A 22,574-nucleotide genomic window follows, 5' to 3' on the forward strand; every position below is an offset into this window, starting at 1 on the left:
GGCAATCGGCACACCGACGCGAATATCACCCTGGCCGGTGTAGCGATGCAGCAAAACATTGAACGCGCCCAACAGCAGCATGAACAGCGTGACGTTGTGTTGTTGCGCGCAACTGCGCAGTTGCGCGGCCAATGCCGGCTCAATCGCGAAGTTATGCCGTGTACCTCGGTAGCTGGGCATGGCCGGGCGCGGGTGGTCGGTGGGCAGCTCCAGCACCGGATGTTCATCGCCCAGGCGCGCCTGCCAGTATTCCAACTGGCGCGCCTGCTCCCCCGCTTCCAGCCAGCGGCGTTGCCACAGGGCATAGTCGCTGTACTGGATCGGCAGCGCCGGCAATTGCGGTTCTTCGTTGCGTTCATGGGCGTCATAGCAACGGATGAACTCGTCGATCAGCACATTCATCGACCAACCATCGGAGACGATGTGGTGCAGGGTCAGCAGCAGCACGTGCTCTTGATCGGCGAGTTTGAGCAGTTGCACACGCAGCAGCGGGCCGTGCTCCAGGTCGAACGGCAACAGGGATTGGCGGGTAGCGGCATCGCTGACGGCCTGCTCGCGCTCGGCGGCCGGCAAGGCGCTGACGTCCAGCTGCTCGACCTTCACCGCCGGTTCTACCGCCACCTGCGTCAAGCGCTCGTCAGCCTGACGCTGGAACACGGTGCGCAGGGTTTCGTGGCGCGCCACCAGGCTGGCGAACGCCTGCTCCATCGCAGACAGGCACAGCGCGCCGGTCAAGCGCACCGCGCCAGGCAAATTGTAGGCGCCGCTGGTCGGGTCCAATTGCCAGAGAAACCACATGCGCTGCTGCGCGTAGGAAAGCGCCTGGCGATCCTCAACCTGCACCCCTGCCGGTATCGGAAACCTGGAAAAATCCACGCCCTCTTTCTGCAGGGCTTGCAGGAACAGTTGGCGTTTTTCCAGGGGCAGCCCTATAAACCGGCGAGCAAGTTTCAAGGAGTCTTCAGCATTCATTTCTTCGAATCCGGGGCAATAGGCGGGAAGCACAAAGGCACGTCGTCCCTATAAAACGAACCGGGAAGGGAAAAATTAGCGGGGGGATAGGCGGCCGTTATCCGCGGGGAATGCGGGCTGGCGGGAAACGTCCTACAAAAAAAAGCGTGCGCGGCCGATATTTTCAGCGATGCGTAAGATTCAGGCTTGCCGAGGCCAAGTTATCCAGCCGTTTACGTGAGGAAAATCCGCACAATGAATCGCCAACTGCAATACAAAGGCTATAGAGGCTCGGTTGAACACAGCGCGGCCGTAAATGATTTTCTTGACCGGGAGTGCTCCGTAGCCCCTTCATCCTAAACGCCGGTAACCCAATGCAGCCGAGCACAACACCACCACCCCCGCCGCCAACGCCACCCGGAACCCACTGGCAGCGCCGAAATGATCGATCATCCAACCAGAACTGGCGGCGCCGATAGCAACGCCAATGCTCAGCCCGGTGATCAGCCAGGTCATGCCTTCGGTGAGGCGGCTGGGCGCAACGATCTGCTCGACCATGGCCATCGACACGATCAAGGTGGGCGCGAAAAACAGACCGGAGATAAAGATGGCGACGGCCAGGCCGGGGATGTTGCTCACCAGCAACAAGGGCAAGGTCGTCAACGCCGTGGCCATGCCGCAGAACAGGAACTGACGCGGCAACGGCGCCTTGAGCTTGAGGGCACCGAAGGCCAACCCGGCCAGGCACGAGCCGATGGCGTACACCGACAGCACGATACTCGCCGCCGCCGGCTGGCCCTGATGCTGGGCGAACGCCACACTGACCACGTCCACCACGCCGACGATCACGCCCATGGCCAGCAGCAGGGTCATCAGGATCAACACCGCAGGGGAAGCGATCAACCAGCGGCCGTGAGCGCCGTGGTGCTCGTGAATGGGTGGCTCGGTTTGCCGCTGCAGCACAAAGGTAGTGACGCCCACGGCCAGCAACAGCGCCGCCATCAAAGGTCCAGCTTCAGGGAACAGCCCCACGCTCAGGCCCACAGAAACAGGTGGGCCGATAATGAAGCACACCTCATCGAGCACCGACTCCAGCGCGAACGCGGTTTGCAGCCTGGGCTGGCCGCGGTACAACTGGGTCCAGCGCGCCCGCACCATGGCGGACATATTGGGCATGCAGCCGGCCAGCGCCGCGAACAGGAACAGCGTCCAACTCGGTGCCTGCAAGCGCGTACATAGCAACAACATCAATAGCGCCCCGCCGCCGACCAGCGCGGCTATCGGCAGGACCTTGCCCTGGCCGTAGCGGTCCACCCAACGCGACACTTGCGGCGCACAAAACGCAGTGGCCAGGGCAAACACCGCCGCCACCGAACCTGCCAGTCCATAACCGCCATGCACTTGAGCGAGCATGGTGATCAGGCCGATACCGGTCATCGAGATCGGCATCCGCGCCAACATACCCGCGAGCACAAAGGCCCGGGCGCCGGGGACCTGGAATAATTCGGCGTAAGGGTTTGCCATCCTGCGTAACCTCTTGCTCAACGCCACGGGTTTGCTATCTGAAGCGATCCGGGCAGAATACATACGGTGCGTATGTGACAGATCATGCTTCGCATACGCAGCGTATGTCAATCAACAACCCGTGAGAACTCCATGAGCCGAGCCCGTGCCGAAATGATCGAAGAGACTCGCGCCCGCCTGATCGCGAGTGCGCGCCGGGCATTCGCCACCCTGGGCTATGCCCGCACCTCGATGGATGACTTTACCGCTCAAGCCGGGCTCACACGCGGTGCGTTGTACCATCACTTCGGTGACAAAAAAGGCTTGCTGGCAGCGGTAGTTGCCCAACTCGACAGCGAGATGGACGAGCGTTTGCAGCGCATCAGCGAGCAGGCCGTAGAGCCCTGGAGCGGTTTTTGCGAACGCTGCCGAGCTTATCTGCGCATGGCTCAGGACCCGGAAATCCAGCGCATTGTGTTGCAGGACGCGCCAGCGGTGCTGGGTGATACCGGCTCACAACACCACTGCGTTGAGTCGTTGCGCCAATTGTTGGAGGCCCTGATGCAAGCCGGCTGGGTCGCACCGGCGCCCAGCCAGGCGCTGGCGCAGTTGATCAACGGCAGCCTGGTCAATACAGCGCTGTGGATCGCCCGGGATGCGCACCCCAGCGTGCGGCTGGAGGAAGGTTTGCAGAGCCTGGAAGTGTTATTGCGCGGGCTCAGCCTCACACCAAGCGCTTGATTTGCTTATGCCTCCATACCAGCCGGTAATACGCGGTCTGCAACACCAGCATCGCCAGGTAGGTCACCGGGAACGCCATCCATACCCCTTCCAGCCCGAAGTGGGCGTTGAACAGATAGGCCATCGGCAGCTCCACGCAAAGCACGCAGAAAATCGAGATCGCCACCGGCATCAGCACCACGCCGCTGGCGCGCATGATGCCGCCGATCACGGCCTGGAAACCGAATACCAGGATGCTCCAGAGCATAATGTGCAGCAGGTGCTCGGCTCTGACACGGGCGCTGTCGTCGGTGATGAACAGACCCAGCAACCAGTGCGACAGCCCATAACCGAGCACGATCAGGCCACCGGTCAGGCACAGGTTGATCACCAACCCCGTGCGCAGGATCGGCCCGATGCGCTCCAGGCGCCCGGCGCCGATCGCCTGGGCACCGAGGATCGAGGCGGTGATGGCAATCGACAGCGCCGGGAACTGGACGTAGTTGACGATCTGCGTCACCGCGCCATAAGCCGCCGTGGCCTGGGAGCCATGGCTATTGACCAGGGCCAGGATGACCAATTCAGACAACGACAACACCACCATCTGCAAGCCGGTCGGCAGGCCGATGCGCAGCACTTTACCGAGGATGACGCGGTCCAGACGTAAAGCCGCGAGCAGCTCGCGATCCGGTGCCATCACATGGTTTTTATGTCGCAGGCGCAGGACCAGGAACAGCATCGCCAGGGCGTTACCCACCAAACCTGCGTAAACCGCACTCTGGATGCCAAGGGGCGGCAGGCCGATCCAGCCGCGAATCAGCGCTGGCGTCAGCAGCAAGCCCACCAGGGTCGAAACCATTAACGCCAGCAACGGCGAAATCGTGTCACTCACCCCACGCAGCAACTGGGTATAGAGGATGAACACCAGCAACAGCGGCATGATCAACATCATCATCTGGGCATACCCCACCGCATCGTCGAGCACATCCACCGGGGTGCCTAACGCCTGCAGCGCCGGGCGCGCAAACAGGCCACCCAGCACGGCGGCGATCAGGCCAACCAGCGCCCCGAGCGTCAGGGTGGCGCCGGTAATCACCTTGACCAACCCGATCTCCCGGGCGCCCCACGCCTGGCCGATCAACACCGACGCGCCCGCCCCCAGGCCGATCACCAGGGCGATAAAGAAAAATACGATGGGGAACATTCCCGACACTGCCGCCAACGCCTGGGTGCCGAGCATTTGCCCGACATAAATGCCGTTGAGCGTGCCGGAAAAGCTTTGCAGAAAGTTGGACAGCACCATCGGCGCCAGAAAGATCAGGTAGATCTGCCACAACGGGCGTTGTAAAGGGGTTTGCATGAAAAATGGGGCCTCGAATAACGAAAGCGTCGCAGGGTTATACCGTATGTGGATCCAATCCTCCCTGCGCTTTCTCAAAGAACGCTTATCCTCCGAATGTTTGGGAGGGCCTGCGCAAGGTTGGATCAAAGGGATTTATTCGCGGCCCGATTGCCGCCGCCTCACGCTTCAACAACTCCACCACCATCGGCAATCGGCTGGGCCCCAGGCGATCACTGATGGTCGCCACACTCAACGCCGCGACCGCGTGCCCGTCGCGGTTGAGGATCGGCACCGCCAGCCCCGCCATCCCTTCCAGTACGCCGGTGTTGCGTGCCGCATAGCCTAAATTGCGGACATTCTCCACTTCGCAGCGCAGCAGCACTTCGTCATACAGATGAAAATCCTTGAGCCGTGGCAGGTTGTAGCGAATCACCGTTTCGCGCTCTTCCTGCGGCAGAAAGGCCAGGATTGCCAGGCTGCCCTGCCCGACGCCCAGGGCCACGCGCCCACCGATATCACCGGTGAAGGTACGAATCGGGTATGGGCCTTCGCTGCGGTCCAGGCAAATGGCGTCGAAGCCGCTGCGCGCCAGCAGGAACAGCGAATCGCCCAACGATGCACTCAGGCGCAACAGGCTGGGGCGCACCAGATCGCGCAGGTTGCCGGTCTTGCCGGCATTGGCCGCCAACGCGAAGAACTCCAGGCTCAAGCGATAGCGTTTACTGCGCGCATCCTGTTCGACCATCCCTTCATCCATCAGGCTGCGTAGCAAGCGGTGCGTGGTGGGTTGGGAGAGGCCAACGTGTTGCGCGAGCTGGGTGACCCGTTCCCCACCCTCGGGCACCTCACCCAGGGCGCGCAGCAAGGCGAACACGCGGGACACGCCACCTGCCCCCACTTCCTTGCCGCTTTCATTCCGCTCAATGGAATCCATATCAGCCAGTCTCAACATTAATTCTGCTCAGTGAATAAATCTTAAAATAGTAGTCCGTTGAGTGAAATTCCATCTTTCGCCCATCCTAGTCTTCGCTCTAATCTGCGTCCACAGGGGCGAAACGAACAACAACTGGCAGCCGACTCAAGATCGAGCGTCAACGCACCGGCAACACTCTTTTCGCATCTGCCCAAAACAATAAGCGCGCTTCTGCGCGGCTCAATAAAAGGTGGAACGCAGACATGGCATTTCTCCAACTCAACGCCTTGAGTAAACGCTACGGCGCCGTTGATGCAGTAGTCGCCACCGACCTCGCGGTGCAAAAAGGTGAATTCGTTTCACTGCTCGGCCCTTCGGGCTGTGGCAAGACCACCACTTTGCAAATGATCGCCGGCTTTGTGGATGTGAGCAGCGGCCAGATCCTGCTCAATGGGCGCGACATCACCCACGCCAAGCCTGCCAGTCGTGGCCTGGGCGTGGTGTTCCAAAGCTATGCGCTGTTTCCCCATATGAGTGTGCGCGACAACGTCGCCTTCGGTCTGAAGATGCGCAAGGTACCGGCCGCCGAGATCGCAAGCCTGGTCAAAACCGTACTTGAGCTGGTTCGCCTGGCGCCTCACGCCGAGCGCTATCCCAGGGAATTGTCCGGCGGCCAGCGCCAACGCGTGGCCCTGGCCCGTGCCTTGGTGATTGAGCCACCGGTGCTGCTGTTGGATGAGCCGCTATCCAACCTTGACGCCAACCTGCGCGAAGAGATGCAGTTCGAAATCCGCCGCATCCAGTGTGCGGTAGGGATCACCACCTTGATGGTCACCCACGACCAGGCCGAAGCGCTCTCCATCAGCGACCGCGTGGTCGTGATGCAGGCCGGACGCGTGACCCAGATTGACGTGCCGTACAAGCTTTATGAACACCCACGCACGCGCTTCATTTCCGACTTTGTCGGCAAGGCCAACCTGCTGGCCGGGGACTACGATGCGCTCGGCGTGCCCCAAGTACGTCACCAGGGCGGCGCTGGCGAACTGACGCTGAGCTTGCGCCCGGAAAAAATCCAACTGGTTGAGGCCGGCTCGGGCCGCGTGCAAGGGCAAGTGCTTGACCGTTATTTTTTCGGTAGCCAATGGCTATACCGCATCCAGACCGCCCTTGGCGAAATCACGGTGGTACGCAGCAACGACGGCAGCGCACCGCTGGACAGCGGCGCGGCTGTGGGCCTGCAGTGGCAGGCCGATTTACTGCGGGTGCTGACGGCCGATGAGGTGCACCCATGAGTCGTGGCTACCTGCTCTCGTCGCCGGCGCTGGTGCTGTTTGCCGGGTTGCTGATCCTGCCCCTGGCCTTGACGCTGGTGCTGTCCTTTAACGTCTTCGATTACCAGGTGGGCGTAAAGGCCGATCAGTGGACTCTGGCCCACTACCTGGCATTGTTGAGCGATGCCTATTTCTACGAGATCTTCTGGCGCACCTTCTGGATCAGTGCGCTGGTAACGTTGCTGTGCGTGGTGATCGGTGTACCGGAGGCCTACATCCTCAGCCGCATGGGCACGCCGTGGCGGTCGATCTTCCTGATTTTGATCCTCACACCGTTATTGATTTCCGTGGTGGTGCGCGCATTTGGCTGGAGCTTGCTGCTCGGCGCCGACGGCCTGGTCAACCAAGTGATCCAGGCCCTTGGCGGGCGCCCGGTGAAGCTGCTGTATACGCCGTTCGCCGTGATCATCGCGCTGGTGCACGTGATGCTGCCGTTCATGATTATCCCGGTATGGACCTCACTGCAAAAACTCGACCCCTCGGCGGAACAAGCGGCGTTGTCCCTGGGCGCAAGCCAGGCCACGGTGATGCGCAAGATCGTGTTACCCCAAGTGATGCCCGGCGTGCTCTCCGGCACTTTGATCGTGTTCGGCCTGGCCGCCAGTTCGTTCGCGATTCCAGGGTTGCTGGGCGGACGGCGTCTGAAAATGGTCGCCACTGTGGTGTATGACCAATACCTCTCGGAACTCAACTGGCCCATGGGCGCGACCATTGCGGTGGTGCTGCTGTTGGTCAATCTGCTGATCATGCTGAGCTGGAACCGCATGGTCGAAGGCCGCTACAAAAAATCCCTGGGGGTTTAAGCGCATGTCCAGAAACGGTCCTTTGGCCCTCGGTTTTCATGCTTTGGTGGTGCTGTTCATGATGGCGCCGCTGGTGGTGGTGTGCCTGGTGGCGTTTACACCGGAAAACACCCTGAGCCTGCCCACATCGGGCTTTTCCCTGCGCTGGTTTCGCGCCGTGTTCGAACGCGCCGACTTTATTCAGGCGTTTTATAACAGCCTGGTGCTGGCGTTTACTGCCGCAACCCTGGCGACCTTGATTGCGGTACCGGCGGCCTTGGCGATCAGTCGCTATACGTTCCCGGGGCGCAACTTTTTCAGTGCACTGTTTCTGTCGCCGATCATCATCCCGCACCTGGTGCTGGGGGTGGCGATGCTGCGCCTGTTTGCGCTGATGGGCGTCAATGGCAGCTTTACCTGGTTGATGCTGGCGCACGTGGTGATCATCACTCCCTATGTGCTGCGCCTGGTGCTGGCCGCAGCCATCGGCATTGATCGCAGTGCCGAACAGGCCGCCCAATCCCTGGGAGCCGGGCGGTTCACGCTGTTTCGGCAGATCACTTTGCCGATGATTCTGCCTGGAGTGGCCGGTGGCTGGTTGCTGGCGTTCATCAACAGTTTCGATGAGGTGACCCTGTCGATTTTCGTCAGTTCGCCGGCCACGCAAACCCTGCCGGTGCGCATGTACGTGTATGCCACCGAGTCCATCGACCCGATGATGGCGGCGGTATCGGCGCTGGTGATCGCACTCACCGCAGCCACCATGATCCTGCTCGATCGGGTCTACGGTCTGGACCGCGTCCTGGTGGGGAAACACTGATGGCGTTGTTCAAGCGACTGACCGAAACCCAGCGCCCTGCCCTGGCGTTCACCCTCGACGGCCAGCCCGCCACCGGTTTGCTCGGGGATACCTTGCTGACTGCGATGCTGACCTGCGCGGATCACTTGCGCGGCAGCGATTTCAGCGCCGAGCGGCGCGCCGGGTTTTGCCTGATGGGCGCGTGCCAGGACTGCTGGGTGCGGCTTGCAGATGGGCGTCGGGTACGCGCCTGCTCGACCTTGCTCGAAGAAGGCCACGCGATCAGTCGCGATCCTGGACGTCAGCCATGAAGCCTGTGGTGATCGTAGGTGCAGGACCGGCGGGCATTACTGCCGCACGTACGCTGCTTGACCACGGCATAACGCCCTGTCTGATCGATGAGAGCCCGCGCGGTGGAGGGCAGGTTTATCGGCGCCAACCGGCCAATTTCCAGCGCTCGGCCAGACAGCTTTACGGCTTCGAGGCAGGCAAGGCGCAGGCCGTGCATCGCACCCTGGACGAGCTCGCACCGTTAATTGACTACCGAGCGCAAACCCTGGTGTGGAACGCCGAAAACAAACGCCTGGACCTGCTCAACAACAATCGCACCGACAGCGTCGAGTATTCACGCATCATCGTTGCCACCGGCGCCACCGACCGCATCCTGCCGGTGCCGGGGTGGACATTGCCGGGTGTCTACAGCCTGGGCGCGGCGCAAATTGCCTTGAAATACCAGGGCTGCGCAATTGGCGAGCGCGTGGTGTTTTGTGGTTCCGGGCCACTGCTTTATCTCGTCGCCTACCAATACGCCCAGGCCGGCGCCAAGGTGATGGCAGTGCTCGACAGTGCGCCGTTCAGCGCTCAGTGTCGCGCATTACCGGCGTTGCTCAGGCAACCGGCGACCCTGGCCAAGGGTTTGTATTACCGCGCGTGGCTGACCGCCCATGGGATAGCCGTGCATCAGGACGCAACGCTGGCGCAGATCAAGGGAGAGCAACGGGTGCAGGGCATTCGCTGGGGCGAGCACACACTGGAATGCGATGCGGTAGCCTTCGCTCATGCCCTGCGCAGCGAAACGCAACTGGCGGACCTGCTCGGTTGTGAGTTTGCCTGGAACAGCCTCAACCGCGCCTGGCTGCCACAACGCGACAGTACCGGGCGCAGCAGCGTCGAGGCGGTATATCTGGCTGGCGATGGCGCCGGGATCATGGGCGCGGATGCGGCGCAGATCGCCGGCGAATGTGCAGCGTTGGCGCTGCTGGAGGATGCCGGTGTCAGTGTCGATCGGCATCGGCGCGATACGTTGGTCAAGCAACTGGCGAATATCCAGCGCTTTCGCCAGGGCCTGGAAACCGCATTCCCGTTCCCTGAACAGTGGGCCGTGCAAGCCCCCGACGAACTGATTCTTTGCCGCTGCGAAGAGGTCAGCGTCGGTGAAGTGCGGGCAGTGGTGGACGAGGGTCACTGGGAAATCAACCGGGTTAAAGCCCATTGCCGCGTTGGCATGGGCCGCTGCCAGGGGCGTATGTGCGGGTTGGCGGCAGCGGAAATTGTTGCCCAGCGCAGCGGGCGTGGCATCGCACACATCGGACGCCTGCGAGGCCAGGCGCCCATCAAGCCGCTGCCCTTTGGCGTGGAGGAACAGCCGTGATTGACGTCATCGTACTGGGCGGCGGGATCGTCGGCGCATCCGCCGCCTTGATGCTTGCTCAGAAGGGTCAGCGCGTGGCGCTGGTGGAACGGGATTTTTGCGGCTCGCATTCCAGTGGCGTCAATTATGGCGGCGTGCGGCGCCAGGGTCGGCCCTTGCATCAGTTACCGTTGTCGCAGCGCGCCCATCAATTGTGGGCCGACTTGCCAGGTTTGATTGGCATCAGTGGCGAGTACGTACGCTGCGGGCATTTGAAGCTGGCACGCAGCCCCGAAGATTTTGCCGCGCTGCAAGCCTATGCCGAGCAAACCCGTGGCTTCGACCTGGGCTTGCAGCTGTTGGACCGCACCGCGTTGCGCAGGCGCTTCCCCTGGGTGGGCGACGTGGCAGTGGGCGCTTCCTTGTGCCCGGACGACGGACATGCCAACCCGCGTCTGGTGGCTCCTGCCTTCGCCCGCGCCGCGCTGCGCCATGGCGCCGAGGTATACGAGCAAGCCGAAGTGATCCGCATCGAACACAACAGCCACCTGTTCCAGGTGCACTGCGCCAATGGCCTGCATCTACAAGCTCCCTGGCTGCTCAACTGCGCCGGCGCCTGGGCCGGCAGCCTCGCCGCGCAGTTTGGCGAACCGGTGCCGATCACCTCGGCGCACCCGGCGATGCTGGTGACTGAACCACTACCCGTGGTGATGACTGTCAGTACCGGTGTCGAGGGTGGGGGAATCTATGCGCGACAAGTCGCCAGGGGCAACTGCATCCTCGGCGGCGGTCGCGGCTTTGCACTCGGTCCGCAAAAAGCCAGGCCAGGTCAGGCGGCGCTATTGGAGATTCTGCGCAATGCCGGCGAGCTCTACCCCTTTCTCAAAGGCGCCCAGGCGATTCGGACCTGGAGCGGGACCGAAGGTTACTTGCCCGATCACGAACCGGTGATTGGTCCCAGCAGCACCCAACCTGGCCTGCTCCACGGTTTCGGCTTTGCCGGCGCCGGGTTCCAGCTCGGGCCCGCGGTCGGTGAAGCCCTGGCAGAGATCGTCTGCGAAGGGGCCAGCCGCCAACCCATAGATGCGTTTTCCATCCGTCGTTTCCAAGCCTGAGAGGAAAAGATCCATGCACTCACGTATCGCTTTATCCTGCTTGTCCCTCGCCTTGCTCACCGGCACCGCCCATGCCGCACCCACGCTGTACCTGGGCATGAACGGCGGAACCATGGAGCGGGTGTACGCCGACAAGGTGCTGCCCGCCTTCGAGAAAGCCAACAACGTCAAGGTGGTGATCGTACCCGGTACCTCCTCGGACATCCTTGCCAAGGTCCAGGCCAACAAGGCCAACCCGCAGATGCACGTGATGTTCCTCGACGACGGCATCATGTACCGCGCCATCTCCATGGGCCTGTGCGACAAGCTCACGCCAAATCCGACCCTGGAGCAAATTCCGGCCAAGGCCAGAATCAAGGACGAAGCCGTGGCCGTGACCCTGGGCGTCACCGGCCTGGGTTACAACGCCAAGATGTTCAAGGACAAAGGTTGGGCCGCGCCCACCTCGTGGATGGACCTGGCCGACCCGCGCTTCAAGGACAAGGTAGTCTTCCAGTCCCTGGCCTCCTCCACTTTCGGCTTGCACGGGTTTCTGATGTTCAACCGTATCCAGGGTGGCGACGAAACCAACGTGGAGCCCGGCTTCAAGGCCTGGCCAACCAGTGTCGGCCCCAACGTACTGGAATACATCGCCAGCTCAGCGAAGATCTCCGAGATGGTGCAAACCGACGAAGCCGCGATCTTCCCGCTCACGCCGACTCAGGTCGCCACGCAGAAGCTGCTCGGCGTACCGATGGAGTACGCCCAACCCAAGGAAGGCGCCGTGGTGCTGAACGTGGCCGAGTGCGTGATCGCACGCAATGACCAGCCGGAACTGGCGCAGAAGCTCGCGGCGTTCCTGCTGACCGCCCAAGCCCAGGCACCGGCATTGGAAGAAGGTGACCAGATCCCGTCGAACCCAACCACCCCCACCACCGAAAAAACCCGTACGCGAGTGGAGGCCATGCAAGGCTATTTGCAGACGGCAATTTCGATTGATTGGGACCAGGTTAACCAGGCCCGACCGGAGTGGAATGCGCGGTGGAGTCGCTCGATTGAGCGTTGAGGTGTGAGCCCTGCGCAATCGCGGCCAGTTCTTCGCGGGTGCTGCTGATAACAGCACCCGCCTTGAGCAACTCATTGACCGCCTGTACACCCCCCTCCTCGCTGATGCTGCGACAAGCCGGCAGGTGCAGGACCACTTGCAGGCCGGCCTTGAGCAACTGCAACGCGGTAATCTTGACGCAATAGTCCAGGGCCAGGCCGCCGACGATCACGCGCACCACCTCTCGGGCCTTGAGGTACTCGATGACGCCGGTGGACAGTTTGTCATGCAGGTCGTGGTAGCAGGCGCCATATGGGTGCAGGTCGGGTTCGACGCCCTTCCAGACGAAGTAGTCATAGTCATAAGGCATTGGCAGTTCGTCGAGCAATGCAAAGCCTTCGGTACCCGGTACGCAGTGGCTGACCCAAGTGACATCGGCGTGGGCAAGGCCGGTGGGTTGCAACATCTCGCTGTGCTGCGCAACCACCCAGGGGGCGTGCGGGGTGTGGGCGTCCTTGCTGCCGATGCGATGACCGGCGAGACTGGCCATGTAGTTGAGTTCGGCGCCAATGCGGTCGCCTCCGACCACCGGCAATTCATTGGGGCACAAAGGCGTGAAGCTTTTCTGCGCGTCGACGTCGAATGAAGCGATGGCGGTTTTCGAAAGGGTCATGACGTTCACATCAATGGCGGTAGGGGCAGGCCCCCGATGACGAAGTGTCAGTCACTTGCCACGTGGCTGGCAACACCCTTATCGGGGCACAGGTATAGACGCAATCTTGCTGTAACGCCGGACCTGTGGCGAGGGAGCTTGCTCCCGTTGGAGTGCGAAGCGCTCCCAAGATTTGGCGCCGCTCCGCAGCCCAGCGCAAGCAAGCTCCCCTCGCCACAGTTATTGGTTGTCTTAACTGACTGGCATCAGGCAACCCGCCTCCACCATTTTGAACGGCGCATGGCTTCAGTTCATCCAGTTGCCGCCATCCACGTTGTAGGTCTGCGGCAGACTGCGATGCACGTATTCAACCCCTGTCGCCAAGGTCGTCCGCCGATTTCTGACCAAAGCGTCCGCTAATTCGCATTTTTTCCAAACAGTTCAAGCCATTGACACAAGTTGGTACAACCTGTGCAAACGTTTGCGGAACGAACTTGACCGCCAAGTTCAGCCCTACCCGACGAATCGGGCATAAACCGCGTACGAATAAGGACTTTCAATGCATCTCACCTCTAAGCCTCGTGCTTGCCTTGGTGTTTCCTTGCTACTGGCCGCCGTTACGGGAGTACTCAGTGGCCCCATTTTGGCGCAGCAAAACCCTGCCGATGACTCAGCCCAGGGCGAAACCCTTAGCCCTGAGGCCAGCCCGCCAGCGAAAAAAGGCGTTTACCTGTCGGAATGGTTCAACCAGGACCTGACGCTGATCGGCAGCAAAGACATCAGCTTCGGCCCCAAGCCTCAGGACGATGTCTACCTGGAATACGAATACTTCGGCCGCAAGGGGCCCTTTGAGCTGTATGGCTACATCGACGTGCCGAAGATCCTCACCATCGGTAACAGTAATGACAAAGGTGTGTGGGACCATGGCTCGCCAGTGTTCATGGAGCACGAACCGCGGATTTCCATCGACTACCTCGCAGGACGCAGCCTGGCAATCGGCCCGTTCAAGGAGTGGTATGTGGCCTTCGACTGGATTTACGATCACGGCAGTCATAAAGAAAACCGCGCCAACACCTTGTACAGCGGCCTGGGCACCGATATTGACACCCACTCGCGGGTTAATCTGTCGGCCAACTTCTATGGCCGCTACCAGTGGGAAAACTACGGCGCCAGCAATGAATATTCCTGGGATGGCTACCGCGCGCAGATGAAGTACATCGTGCCGATCGGCAAGTTCGACAACGGTGCTTCGCTGACCTATATCGGCTTTACCAACTACGATTTCGGCTCGGATCTGCACAAGGACAACCCGGCGCGCACCGCCAACTCCCTGGTGGCGACCAACGTGTTGCTGTACTCGTTCACCCACCTGCGTTTTACCCTGGTGGGTCGTTACTTTCACAACGGTGGCAACTGGGAAGACGGCAGCGAGTTGAATTTCGGCGAAGGCAACTTCCGCGCCCGCTCCGATGGCTGGGGTTACTACGCCGGTGTGGGTTACCAATTCTGATCAAGGAGCTGTACATGAAGGCACTGACTCGTATCTCGCTGGCCGTCGGCCTCGCCCTGCTGCCCCACATGGTGCTGGCGGATAACCCGGCACCGATCAAACCCAAGGTAGTGTTGATCACCATGTTCGCCCCCGAGGCGCAAACCTGGATCGACCGCCTGGAACTCAAGCAGGAAGTACGCGTGCCGGGGCTGTCTGCCGACTACCCGGTGATTCGCTGCAACACCCAGGACGTATGCCTGCTGGTAACCGGCATGGGCCAGACCAACGCCGCTGCGTCGACCCTGGCCCTGGCCTTGTCGCCCAAATTCGACCTGCGCCAGAGCTACTTCCTGATCGCCGGTATCGCCGGCATCAGCCCCAAGCACGGCACCATCGGCACCGCTGCCTGGGCCCATTATCTGGTGGAGTTCGGCACCCAGTGGGAGCTCGATTCACGGGATGCGCCCAAAGACTGGCCGACCGGTTATATCGGCATCAACACCCAGGGGCCCAACGAAAAGCCACCGCTGGACTACAAGACCGAAGTGTTCGAGCTCAACCCCAAGCTGCAAGCCAAGGCGTTTGCCTTGTCGCACAAGGTAGAGCTGACCGAAAGCAAAGAGTCCGCCGCCTGGCGCAAGCACTACCCCCAAGCCCCGGCCAACCAGCCGCCGCAAGTTACGCGTTGCGACACGCTGGCGGGCAACACCTGGTTCTCCGGCACCCGCCTGAGCGAACGCGCCGAAGTCTGGACCAAGTTGCTCACCGACAATAAAGGCGAATACTGCACCACCCAGCAGGAGGACAACTCCACTTATGAAGCCCTGCTACGCGCCAGTCGCGAGGGTCTGGTGGACATCCAGCGCCTGGCCGTGGTGCGCGCAGGCTCCGACTTTGACCGGCCTTACCCAGGTTACAGCGAGGTCGACAACCTGCTCAAGTATGCGGACCAGGGTGGCTTTGCACCGGCCCTGGAGAACCTGTACCGCACGGGCAACCCGTTAGTGCAGGCGATTGTGAAACATTGGTCGGAATGGGAAAACGGCGTACCCGAGGTCGAATAAAGATCAGCTGTAGGAGCGAGCTTGCTCGCGAAAAACCCAAAGGCACCGCGTTTATTCAGGAAACACGCGATATCGTTGGCGTTTTCCGCGAGCAAGCTCGCTCCTACCCATTAGTCGAGGCCATTTCGCGCTGATGTCAACCGTGAGCCGACTTGGCGCACTCACAGCCCGTTGCGGCGGCGCAAGGCTCACCATGGGCATGGTGCTCGGCACAGCCCTGGCAGCAATAGCCCTTACCGTCTTTCATGATCGCATCGGCACCCAGTACGCATTTGCAGTGGGGGCAAGCACAGGTTTGATCCGGCATGGTCAGACTCCTTCTTTATGGTCGTCTCGGTGCGGCGAATGCCGCACCTTAAGCAGTGACTGCACGCGCAACACCAAGGTTCAAAGCCATCAGTCGGCCGCCCGGGTATTGCTGCGGTACATGAACACCAGCGCCAGAGCCAGGCACAGCATCGCCACGATGCGGCTGCCCGACAATTCGATCGCAGGGTTGCCCAGCCAGCCAAAGTTGTCGATCAGCATGCCCATGCCCAATTGCCCGACAATCACCGCCACCGTGGCGACCGCCGTGCCCACGACGGGCACTGCGCCGACCATCACCAGCATGTACACCACACCGAACAGGGCGCCGGTCAACTGCCATTTCGGCACGTCCAGCAGGCTGACGGCCTGGGCCGGTTCGAAGAAGAATATCAACAGCGCCGTGATCAGCGCGCCGACGGCAAAGGTCAGCAGACTGCTGCGCAATACGCCGACCGTCTGGCCCAGGCGCCCGTTGATGGCGGCCTGCACACTCAACACCGCCCCGGCTGCAATCACCACCACCAGTAACATCATCAGATTCATCGTCTTACCCTCGTGCAATCAGAACCAGCGCCGCCACAATCAACGCCAATGCAATCCAGCGCTCGCCATTGACCCGCTTGCGCGCCGCGCCGAACCAGCCGAAGTGGTCGATCAACACACTCTTGCCCACCTGTCCCGACAGGATCGCAATCATGGTCATCGCGATACCGATGTGGGGCGTGGCCAGCGTCAACACCACCACGTACATCGGCCCCAGGAACCCGCCAATCAACTGCCAGCGCGGCAGTTCGGTGAATGCCGGGCCCTTCTGCGGTCCGCTGAACAGCAGCAGTAGAAGGAGAATCGCGGTGCCGACGCCGAAGATGCTCAACGTCGCCCACAAATGCCCGACCTGCGCGCCCAATGGCCCGAGCAGGCCAGCTTCCACCGACAGGCCCATGCCCGCCAGGATCACCAACGGCAACAACAGCAACCGCAGAAAATTTTTGTTAGGTCTGGCCTGCGCCACACCTTCAATAGAACGTGCCTGCATAGATCACCTGCGCATCAACAAGGAAAACATGGCGCGCATTATCCGGTGGCCGTCCTGTGCGATAAATGGGAGCATACAAACAACACCTTTGCGCAATACGCACAGCCAGGAGAGATGATGCAGGGTTTGAATGAGCTGAGTTTCAAGGCGCTGCGCCTGTTCGTCGCCGTGCTGGACCACGGCAGTTTTTCCGAAGTGGCCCGCCGCGAGAGCCTCGCACCCTCCTCCATTTCGCGGCAAATTTAACTGATGGAACAGGCCCTCGGCCAGCAGTTGCTGTACCGCCACACTCGCGCCGTCAGCCCTACCGAAGCCGGGCGCCTGCTCGGGCGTCATGCCCGACTGGTCCTGGAGCAGTTGGAAACCGCGAACCAAGCCTTGCAGGAACAGGACAGTGAGCCCAGCGGGCTGGTGCGTATCAACGCGCCCATGGTATTCGGCCAGCGCCACCTTTCACCGTGGCTGGGAGCGCTATGCCGGCGCTACCCGAAGCTGCAACTGGATATCCAGCAAACCGACACCTTCGTCGACCCACTGCAAGACGGCACCGACCTGCTGTTTCGCATCGGCGTGCTCAATGATTCGGGGATGCAGGCACGCATCTTCGCGCCCCAGCGCTTTCGCATTGCCGCCAGCCCCGCCTACCTGGCGCAACATGGCACACCGCACCACCCCGACGAACTGGTCAACCACCAATGCCTGGCCTACAAAGGCATCACCGGCCAGCAACGCTGGTTCTTCAGGCGCGGCCAAAGTGACTGGTCCGCCTACAGCGTCAAGGGCCCGATCACCGGCAACCACGCCGACACCTTGACCCACGCCGCCGAACAGGGCCTGGGCCTGGTGGTATTTCCCTCCTGGCTGATTGGCGAAAGCTTGCGCGCCGGCAGTTTGCAGGCTGTGCTGACTGAATATGATGTCGCGACCACCCTGGAGCCCCAGCAGATTGCCGCGCTGTGGCCGGGCAGCCGAAGGTTGTCGCTGAAAGTGCGTACGGTGATCGACTATTTCGTGGAGTGCTTTGGGGCGGTGCCGTATTGGGATCGGTAAGTGAAGCCGCCCTTCCTGATGATGTCACCGAGGGAAAATTCCTCGGAAGAAAAGTAGGCCGGTTCTGATTTTACGAGCCAGTATTTCTGGATACCGAGCGCTGGGGCAGACTTTGGTTTGTTCTTTCTTGGAGATATGCCATGGATGTCGTGTATTACAAACCATCACGCGCGGAACGAGCAGCTTTGGCCAGTGGTCGAGCCGTCTTTGATAGCTCACGTAGTTTTGGCTATATTTGGCCAAAATACGGGGAAGACCACATGATTACCGTTCCTCTCGGTGAGGCAAAAAACAACCTGTCCAAGCTGGTCGACGATGCCGCCGCCGGTAAAATCATCACCATTGCCAAGCATGGGCGCGCAATGGCACAGCTGGTGCCCGTCGGTAAGACCAACCGACAGCGGATTGGCGCAATGAAGGGAAAGCTGGTCATCCCTGAAGATTTCGACGCGCCACTCCCTAGCGATCTACTGGATGCATTCGAGGGCAACCACGCGTGAGACTGTTGCTGGATACCCATATTCTGCTGTGGGCGCTCAACGATGACCCCAGGCTATCCGGCAAAGCTCACAAGCTGATTGAAAATGCCGCAGACATTTATGTCAGCGCAGCAACATTCTGGGAAATGGCAATCAAGGTTGGGCTGGGTAAGCTCGATGTAGACCTGGATGAAATCCGTGAATATTGCTCCAAAAGCGGTTTCGTCGAATTACCCATCACCCTTGAACACGCCATTGCGGTCAAGGATCTTGAGCATTATCACAAGGATCCTTTTGATCGGCTGATCATTGCAACAGCGTTGAGTGAGCCGATGAAGTTATTGACGGCTGATCCGCAGGTTGCCCAATACACATCATTGGCTATGTTGGTGTAGGTCGTGTTCCAGCGGCCTTCCATCAATCAAACAACCACTGCCCAATCAACCACGCATTCGCCCCACTGATCACCGCGAACAGGAACCACGCCAATAGCCGCGTGGGCAGTCGATTGACGAACGGCCCCATCAACTGCTTGTCACCGGTCATGCGGATCAGTGGGTACAGCGCAAAGGGCAACTGCAGGCTCAGTACCACCTGGCTGAGAATCAGCAGCTTGCCGATGGCATCGTCGCCCATCAACCATACCCCAAGGAACGCCGGGATCAACGCCAGCCCGCGGGTGATCAGGCGTCGTTGCCAGCAGGGTATGCGCAGGTTCAGGTAGCCCTCCATGATCACCTGGCCGGCAATGGTGCCGGTAAAAGTCGAGCTCTGCCCCGACGCCAGCAAGGCGATACCGAACAGGATGCTGGCGAAGGCGCCGCCTACCAGTGGGTCGAGCAGGTGGTAGGCGTCCTGGATTTCCACCACATCGGTATGGCCCGTCTTGTAGAACGCCGCAGCGGCCAGCACCAGGATCGCTGCGTTGACCAACAACGCCAGGGCCAGGGAACCGATGGTGTCGATGCGCGCCAGCTTGACCGCATCCTGCTTGCTCGCCAGGTCCTTGCCGATCAGGCGCGTCTGCACGATGGAACTGTGCAGGTAGAGGTTATGGGGCATGACCGTGGCGCCAAGGATGCCGATAGCCAGGTACAAAGGCGCCGCGTCGCTGATCGCCGACAGTGAAGGAGTGAAACCGCTGAGCACGTCGGGCCAGTAGGGTTTGATCAGCACCAGTTCGATAAAGAAGCACACGCCGATGGTCGCCACCAGCGCCAGCATGATCGCTTCAAGGCGGCGGAAGCCACGGTTTTGCAGGGCAAGGATCAACAGCGTGTCGAAGGCGGTGATGACGATGCCGGTGGTCAGCGAAACGCCAAGCAGCAGGTGAAACGCCAGGGCGCAACCGAGCACTTCGGCAAGATCGGTGGCGATGATGGAGATTTCCGCCAGCAGCCATTGGGTACGTGAGGAGCGCTTGCTGTAGCGCTCGCGGCACAGTTGCGCCAGGTCCTTACCGGTGGCGATGCCCAGCCGTGAGCACAGGCACTGCACCGCCATCCCTGCAAGGCTGGCCAGCAGCACCACAAACAGCAGGCTGTAGCCGTAGCGGGAACCGGCTTCAATGGCGGTCGCCCAATTGCCGGGGTCCATGTAGCCGATGGAGATCAACAAACCGGGGCCGGCGAACATCAACATTCGTTTGAAAAACGACGCCTTGGGGTCAACGGCGACAGAGCCGGCCACTTCCGGCGGGCAGAACGGGGCGGTAGCGATTTTCGGCAGGTTGAATTTCACGCGTCATTCCAAACAATACACAAGGCTTGGGCAGCAGCTTATCAGCCGGACGCGACCGTGCGCATCACCGTGTCCCGCGGCAAATCAAAGGCTTCCACCACTTGCACCACCAGGTCCAACTCCTGGTTCAGTGCCTCGCGCTCCATGCGCTGGCGAATCACGCCGACCACCAATACCGCCAAGGTGGTGATCGAATACGCCGGGCCGGAAAACGCTCGCACACCGCTGACCAGCAGCATCGCCGCCGCCAGCGCCTGGCCCACCACCGGAATCGCCGTGGCCGCACCGCGGCGCAGGATAAATCCGGTCAGCCCGGCCAGTGCGGTACCGCTTAAAGCTGTGGTGGCCGAACGGCCCACGTCGAAGCGGGTGAACAACCCCTGCTCTTTTTGCGCAGCGGCCTTGAGTTCGGCGTCGAACGCCTGACGGTCGGCGCGGCTGAGTTTGTCCTTGTACTGCTCGATCAGCTTTTCTGCGACCTGCGCTTCGATATCAGCCAGCGCCACGCTTTCAAGCGGTTCATCGAACTTGATGCCCAGGCGTTGCGCCACCTCCTCGGCAATCTGGCGATAGCCCACGCCGTGACCACGGGCCAGGTTCATGAAGCTGTCACCGCCCATGCGCTGCAATTCAATAGCCAGCTTCAGCGGTTCGCGCACACTGGCGTCAATCGAGGCACTGCGCTTTTGCGCCATCAACTCGGCGAGAAACTTCAGCTCTTGGGGCCGTGCCTGCACCAGCACCGGGAACAGTTCGGCATCTTCTTCGGCAAACCGCACTTCGCTGCTGCGCAGGTCGGCGCGGATCAGGCCCCGGCGCTCCTGCAGCAAGTCGGTGTACTGCACCACCGTCTTCAATTGCGGCCAATAAGCGGCATGATCGAAGCTGGCCAGATGCACGTTGGTGACCTTGGTCTTGAGTGCTGGCGTGACGTCAATCGCATAACGGCCGATACAGCGCTCGCTATCCGGCTTCAGGGCCAGTGGCCAGTCCTTGCTGGAGTGGCAGTTGATCAACCGGCCCTTGAGCGGCGCCGACACTTCATCCCAGGGGCTTGACGTACAGATCGCGCCGCCCATCAGCAACAGGTTGTTCAATGGCAGTTCGCGGGCGGTATCGGGGCTGGCCAACAGGCTCTTGACCAGGATACGCGCCCCCAGGGAATGACCAATCAGGTTGATGCGCCGCACAGGCAACGACTCGTCGTGCAGGTAGCCGGCCAGTTCCGGCAACAAGGTCCTGGCCACTTCATCAACCCGCGCCTCCACACTTTTGTAATGGTCAAGAAAGTAGGCAATCGCCCTGCCCACGCCCACCGTCGCTGCGCCCAGGCCACCACCGCCGAGCATCGAAGCGATCACATCCTTGAACGGCGCAAACAGGTTTTCCAGAAAGTGCCCCGCCGGCCAGAACAGCATCAGGTTGGTCGAGCCTTCGATACCCGCCAATTGTGCCTTGAAATTGCCCAGTTGCTGGCGGTTGAAAAAGGCCGAATAACCGTGAACATAGAGATTGAGCACATCCCCCTGGGGCTCGCCACATAGAACGAAGGTGGGCTTGCGGGTGCGGTGCATTTCATCCCACTGGTGTTGCATGGGCCGGTGACTCCTGGTGGCAAGGGATGGCGATAGTAACAAACAGTGCCCGCAAGGAAGGTGAATCCTGACGGGCGTTAGCCACGTTCAGGACAACGGGAATAACCCGAGTCGAGCACGCCACAGTTCAGCCAGAGCCAACACTCAGCCTGTGTGACGAGTGAGCTTGCTCCCGCTGGACTGCGCAGCAGTTCCACTCTGGCGAAGAACACAGCGGCTTCAACAGGCAAAGTTGTCAATCTTGACCTGTCCATCCGGAAAGGTTGCGATGATTTCCAACTCGCCCCCCATCGCACGTATGTAGTCACGCAACGTACTGATGTACATATCAGTACGACGCTCCATCTTCGAAACCGCTGCCTGGTTGATATTCAATGCCTTCGCCAGGCTTGCCTGACTCAACTGCTGGGCCTTGCGCAGCTCATGCAGTGGCATTTCTTTCAAATGTTGCTCGAATATCCGTTCGGCATCGGCGCGCGACTCGGGCGTCATGTGAGCTTTCAGTTCCGCGAATTTCTTAGCCATGGTCACGGCCCTCTTTACGCAATGTTTCTAAATGTACGTCGTACAGCTTCTCTGCCAAGGGTACGTACTCGTGGTACCAACGGTGCTGTGCGGTTTTATCGCCACCTATCAGCAACACTGCACAGCGCCGAAAATCGAAGGCATACAACACTCTATAAGGTCGTCCTGCATGCTGTACCCGCAGCTCTCGCAGGTTGCCGTGTCGAGCGCCCTTGATATCGCTGCTATGAGGAAAGCGCAGCCCCGGCCCGAACAGCTCCAGCAAATCAACACTGGCAGCTACCGACGACTGCTCCTTTGCATCCAAGCCACCCCACCAGTCTCCGAATTCATCCGTGTATTCAATGTCCCAGACCATGCAAATATGCCACCCGAGGAATATAAACTCAAGGGCATAACTTTAGGTCGACGTTGGTTAGCCAGCCAGCCGCGCTCCGGAAGAAATTGTGTGTACATTCTTCAGCCTGGCGGGTGAGCCATAAACTCTGTGCATTCAGGAACCCTGAAATACTTCAAAAAAAA

General features: G+C 60.7%; 24 protein-coding genes and 1 pseudogene. 13 read left to right on the forward strand and 12 right to left on the reverse strand.

Annotation, left to right across the window (positions count from 1 at the left end; genetic code table 11):
* Together JFT63_RS25855 and JFT63_RS25860 are read right to left on the reverse strand one after the other, a co-directional pair.
* A partial coding sequence (locus JFT63_RS25855) for a condensation domain-containing protein (protein ID WP_233102412.1) occupies positions 1–972 on the reverse strand: 972 nt, incomplete at its 3' end.
* Positions 973–1,302: 330 nt separating this feature from the next.
* Positions 1,303–2,475, reverse strand: coding sequence for an MFS transporter (locus JFT63_RS25860; RefSeq protein WP_198845039.1), 1,173 nt, complete (start codon positions 2,473–2,475; stop codon positions 1,303–1,305).
* Positions 2,476–2,607: 132 nt separating this feature from the next.
* On the opposite strand from JFT63_RS25860, the gene JFT63_RS25865 reads away from it, so the two are divergent.
* Complete coding sequence (locus tag JFT63_RS25865) at positions 2,608–3,195, forward strand: TetR/AcrR family transcriptional regulator (protein ID WP_057702727.1); 588 nt, start codon at positions 2,608–2,610, stop codon at positions 3,193–3,195.
* Here JFT63_RS25865 and JFT63_RS25870 read toward each other — a convergent pair.
* Together JFT63_RS25870 and JFT63_RS25875 are read right to left on the reverse strand one after the other, a co-directional pair.
* Entirely contained in the window at positions 3,179–4,534 is a 1,356-nt protein-coding gene (locus JFT63_RS25870) for an MATE family efflux transporter (protein WP_198845040.1), read from the reverse strand. The genes JFT63_RS25865 and JFT63_RS25870 overlap by 17 nt on opposite strands.
* An 85-nt stretch (positions 4,535–4,619) precedes the next feature.
* Positions 4,620–5,450 carry an IclR family transcriptional regulator gene (locus tag JFT63_RS25875; RefSeq protein ID WP_198845041.1) on the reverse strand — a complete coding sequence of 277 codons (831 nt, stop codon included), beginning with the start codon at positions 5,448–5,450 and terminating at the stop codon, positions 4,620–4,622.
* Between the two features lie 242 nt (positions 5,451–5,692).
* Between JFT63_RS25875 and JFT63_RS25880 the strand changes: the two genes are divergently transcribed.
* From JFT63_RS25880 to JFT63_RS25910, 7 genes are read left to right on the forward strand one after another with little or no spacing between them, the layout of a single operon-like run.
* Entirely contained in the window at positions 5,693–6,721 is a 1,029-nt protein-coding gene (locus JFT63_RS25880) for an ABC transporter ATP-binding protein (RefSeq protein WP_186560214.1), read from the forward strand.
* Entirely contained in the window at positions 6,718–7,563 is an 846-nt protein-coding gene (locus tag JFT63_RS25885; RefSeq protein WP_057702723.1) for an ABC transporter permease, read from the forward strand. Before JFT63_RS25880 ends, JFT63_RS25885 begins: the two co-directional genes overlap by 4 nt.
* Before the next feature lie 4 nt (positions 7,564–7,567).
* The gene (locus JFT63_RS25890; protein ID WP_057702722.1) at positions 7,568–8,362 is read left to right on the forward strand and encodes an ABC transporter permease; all 795 of its coding nucleotides are present in this window, start codon (positions 7,568–7,570) and stop codon (positions 8,360–8,362) included.
* Positions 8,362–8,652: a (2Fe-2S)-binding protein gene (locus JFT63_RS25895; RefSeq protein ID WP_005787618.1), complete on the forward strand. Its 291-nt coding sequence runs from the start codon at positions 8,362–8,364 to the stop codon at positions 8,650–8,652. The genes JFT63_RS25890 and JFT63_RS25895 overlap by 1 nt, the downstream gene beginning before the upstream one ends.
* The gene (locus JFT63_RS25900) at positions 8,649–9,992 is read left to right on the forward strand and encodes an FAD/NAD(P)-dependent oxidoreductase (RefSeq protein WP_198845042.1); all 1,344 of its coding nucleotides are present in this window, start codon (positions 8,649–8,651) and stop codon (positions 9,990–9,992) included. Before JFT63_RS25895 ends, JFT63_RS25900 begins: the two co-directional genes overlap by 4 nt.
* Positions 9,989–11,086, forward strand: a complete 1,098-nt coding sequence (locus JFT63_RS25905; RefSeq protein WP_198845043.1) for an NAD(P)/FAD-dependent oxidoreductase — start codon at positions 9,989–9,991, stop codon at positions 11,084–11,086. Before JFT63_RS25900 ends, JFT63_RS25905 begins: the two co-directional genes overlap by 4 nt.
* 13 nt (positions 11,087–11,099) lie before the next feature.
* On the forward strand, positions 11,100–12,131 hold the full coding sequence (locus JFT63_RS25910; RefSeq protein ID WP_198845044.1) for an ABC transporter substrate-binding protein: 1,032 nt from the start codon (positions 11,100–11,102) through the stop codon (positions 12,129–12,131).
* Here JFT63_RS25910 and JFT63_RS25915 read toward each other — a convergent pair.
* Positions 12,076–12,783 carry an isochorismatase family protein gene (locus tag JFT63_RS25915; RefSeq protein ID WP_198845045.1) on the reverse strand — a complete coding sequence of 236 codons (708 nt, stop codon included), beginning with the start codon at positions 12,781–12,783 and terminating at the stop codon, positions 12,076–12,078. The genes JFT63_RS25910 and JFT63_RS25915 overlap by 56 nt on opposite strands.
* Before the next feature lie 538 nt (positions 12,784–13,321).
* On the opposite strand from JFT63_RS25915, the gene JFT63_RS25920 reads away from it, so the two are divergent.
* Together JFT63_RS25920 and JFT63_RS25925 are read left to right on the forward strand one after the other, a co-directional pair.
* The gene (locus JFT63_RS25920; RefSeq protein WP_198706497.1) at positions 13,322–14,272 is read left to right on the forward strand and encodes a nucleoside-specific channel-forming protein Tsx; all 951 of its coding nucleotides are present in this window, start codon (positions 13,322–13,324) and stop codon (positions 14,270–14,272) included.
* 14 nt (positions 14,273–14,286) lie between these two features.
* Entirely contained in the window at positions 14,287–15,318 is a 1,032-nt protein-coding gene (locus JFT63_RS25925) for a purine-nucleoside phosphorylase (protein ID WP_198845046.1), read from the forward strand.
* A 136-nt stretch (positions 15,319–15,454) separates the two neighbouring features.
* Here JFT63_RS25925 and JFT63_RS25930 read toward each other — a convergent pair whose 3' ends face one another.
* The 3 genes from JFT63_RS25930 to JFT63_RS25940 all read right to left on the reverse strand — a co-directional run bounded on the left by JFT63_RS25930 (position 15,455) and on the right by JFT63_RS25940 (position 16,663).
* Positions 15,455–15,625: a putative metallothionein gene (locus tag JFT63_RS25930; RefSeq protein WP_019816816.1), complete on the reverse strand. Its 171-nt coding sequence runs from the start codon at positions 15,623–15,625 to the stop codon at positions 15,455–15,457.
* 89 nt (positions 15,626–15,714) lie between these two features.
* Positions 15,715–16,170, reverse strand: coding sequence for a DMT family transporter (locus JFT63_RS25935; protein WP_057704516.1), 456 nt, complete (start codon positions 16,168–16,170; stop codon positions 15,715–15,717).
* A 4-nt stretch (positions 16,171–16,174) separates the two neighbouring features.
* Positions 16,175–16,663: a DMT family transporter gene (locus tag JFT63_RS25940; protein ID WP_057704515.1), complete on the reverse strand. Its 489-nt coding sequence runs from the start codon at positions 16,661–16,663 to the stop codon at positions 16,175–16,177.
* Between the two features lie 117 nt (positions 16,664–16,780).
* On the opposite strand from JFT63_RS25940, the pseudogene JFT63_RS25945 reads away from it, so the two are divergent.
* The 3 genes and pseudogenes from JFT63_RS25945 (at position 16,781) to JFT63_RS25955 (ending at position 18,587) form a co-directional block, all read left to right on the forward strand.
* Positions 16,781–17,713 (forward strand): annotated as a pseudogene (locus JFT63_RS25945) (LysR family transcriptional regulator).
* 140 nt (positions 17,714–17,853) lie between these two features.
* The gene (locus JFT63_RS25950; RefSeq protein ID WP_198845047.1) at positions 17,854–18,213 is read left to right on the forward strand and encodes a type II toxin-antitoxin system Phd/YefM family antitoxin; all 360 of its coding nucleotides are present in this window, start codon (positions 17,854–17,856) and stop codon (positions 18,211–18,213) included.
* On the forward strand, positions 18,210–18,587 hold the full coding sequence (locus tag JFT63_RS25955) for a type II toxin-antitoxin system VapC family toxin (protein ID WP_057704513.1): 378 nt from the start codon (positions 18,210–18,212) through the stop codon (positions 18,585–18,587). The genes JFT63_RS25950 and JFT63_RS25955 overlap by 4 nt, the downstream gene beginning before the upstream one ends.
* 22 nt (positions 18,588–18,609) lie before the next feature.
* Here JFT63_RS25955 and JFT63_RS25960 read toward each other — a convergent pair whose 3' ends face one another.
* From JFT63_RS25960 to JFT63_RS25975, 4 genes are all read right to left on the reverse strand, one after another.
* Complete coding sequence (locus JFT63_RS25960) at positions 18,610–19,932, reverse strand: Nramp family divalent metal transporter (RefSeq protein ID WP_057704512.1); 1,323 nt, start codon at positions 19,930–19,932, stop codon at positions 18,610–18,612.
* A gap of 41 nt (positions 19,933–19,973) precedes the next feature.
* Positions 19,974–21,527, reverse strand: coding sequence for a DUF726 domain-containing protein (locus JFT63_RS25965; protein ID WP_198845048.1), 1,554 nt, complete (start codon positions 21,525–21,527; stop codon positions 19,974–19,976).
* Positions 21,528–21,746: 219 nt separating this feature from the next.
* Complete coding sequence (locus JFT63_RS25970; RefSeq protein WP_057704510.1) at positions 21,747–22,052, reverse strand: XRE family transcriptional regulator; 306 nt, start codon at positions 22,050–22,052, stop codon at positions 21,747–21,749.
* Entirely contained in the window at positions 22,045–22,410 is a 366-nt protein-coding gene (locus tag JFT63_RS25975; RefSeq protein ID WP_057704509.1) for a type II toxin-antitoxin system RelE/ParE family toxin, read from the reverse strand. Before JFT63_RS25975 ends, JFT63_RS25970 begins: the two co-directional genes overlap by 8 nt.
* Between the last annotated feature and the right edge of the window lie 164 nt (positions 22,411–22,574).

Origin of the sequence: Pseudomonas sp. MF7453 (genome assembly GCF_016405455.1) — a bacterium.
Taxonomy (GTDB): domain Bacteria; phylum Pseudomonadota; class Gammaproteobacteria; order Pseudomonadales; family Pseudomonadaceae; genus Aquipseudomonas; species Aquipseudomonas paralactis.

Coding starts and splice junctions, on each gene's coding strand:
- JFT63_RS25920 (WP_198706497.1), top strand. CDS start 13,322: ATGCATCTCACCTCTAAGCCTCGTGCTTGCCTTGGTGTTTCCTTGCTA.
- JFT63_RS25860 (WP_198845039.1), bottom strand. CDS start 2,475: ATGGCAAACCCTTACGCCGAATTATTCCAGGTCCCCGGCGCCCGGGCC.
- JFT63_RS25910 (WP_198845044.1), top strand. CDS start 11,100: ATGCACTCACGTATCGCTTTATCCTGCTTGTCCCTCGCCTTGCTCACC.
- JFT63_RS25915 (WP_198845045.1), bottom strand. CDS start 12,783: ATGACCCTTTCGAAAACCGCCATCGCTTCATTCGACGTCGACGCGCAG.
- JFT63_RS25880 (WP_186560214.1), top strand. CDS start 5,693: ATGGCATTTCTCCAACTCAACGCCTTGAGTAAACGCTACGGCGCCGTT.
- JFT63_RS25930 (WP_019816816.1), bottom strand. CDS start 15,625: ATGCCGGATCAAACCTGTGCTTGCCCCCACTGCAAATGCGTACTGGGT.
- JFT63_RS25890 (WP_057702722.1), top strand. CDS start 7,568: ATGTCCAGAAACGGTCCTTTGGCCCTCGGTTTTCATGCTTTGGTGGTG.
- JFT63_RS25870 (WP_198845040.1), bottom strand. CDS start 4,534: ATGCAAACCCCTTTACAACGCCCGTTGTGGCAGATCTACCTGATCTTT.
- JFT63_RS25885 (WP_057702723.1), top strand. CDS start 6,718: ATGAGTCGTGGCTACCTGCTCTCGTCGCCGGCGCTGGTGCTGTTTGCC.
- JFT63_RS25940 (WP_057704515.1), bottom strand. CDS start 16,663: ATGCAGGCACGTTCTATTGAAGGTGTGGCGCAGGCCAGACCTAACAAA.
- JFT63_RS25925 (WP_198845046.1), top strand. CDS start 14,287: ATGAAGGCACTGACTCGTATCTCGCTGGCCGTCGGCCTCGCCCTGCTG.
- JFT63_RS25935 (WP_057704516.1), bottom strand. CDS start 16,170: ATGAATCTGATGATGTTACTGGTGGTGGTGATTGCAGCCGGGGCGGTG.
- JFT63_RS25895 (WP_005787618.1), top strand. CDS start 8,362: ATGGCGTTGTTCAAGCGACTGACCGAAACCCAGCGCCCTGCCCTGGCG.
- JFT63_RS25970 (WP_057704510.1), bottom strand. CDS start 22,052: ATGGCTAAGAAATTCGCGGAACTGAAAGCTCACATGACGCCCGAGTCG.
- JFT63_RS25900 (WP_198845042.1), top strand. CDS start 8,649: ATGAAGCCTGTGGTGATCGTAGGTGCAGGACCGGCGGGCATTACTGCC.
- JFT63_RS25965 (WP_198845048.1), bottom strand. CDS start 21,527: ATGCAACACCAGTGGGATGAAATGCACCGCACCCGCAAGCCCACCTTC.
- JFT63_RS25950 (WP_198845047.1), top strand. CDS start 17,854: ATGGATGTCGTGTATTACAAACCATCACGCGCGGAACGAGCAGCTTTG.
- JFT63_RS25875 (WP_198845041.1), bottom strand. CDS start 5,450: ATGGATTCCATTGAGCGGAATGAAAGCGGCAAGGAAGTGGGGGCAGGT.
- JFT63_RS25865 (WP_057702727.1), top strand. CDS start 2,608: ATGAGCCGAGCCCGTGCCGAAATGATCGAAGAGACTCGCGCCCGCCTG.
- JFT63_RS25975 (WP_057704509.1), bottom strand. CDS start 22,410: ATGGTCTGGGACATTGAATACACGGATGAATTCGGAGACTGGTGGGGT.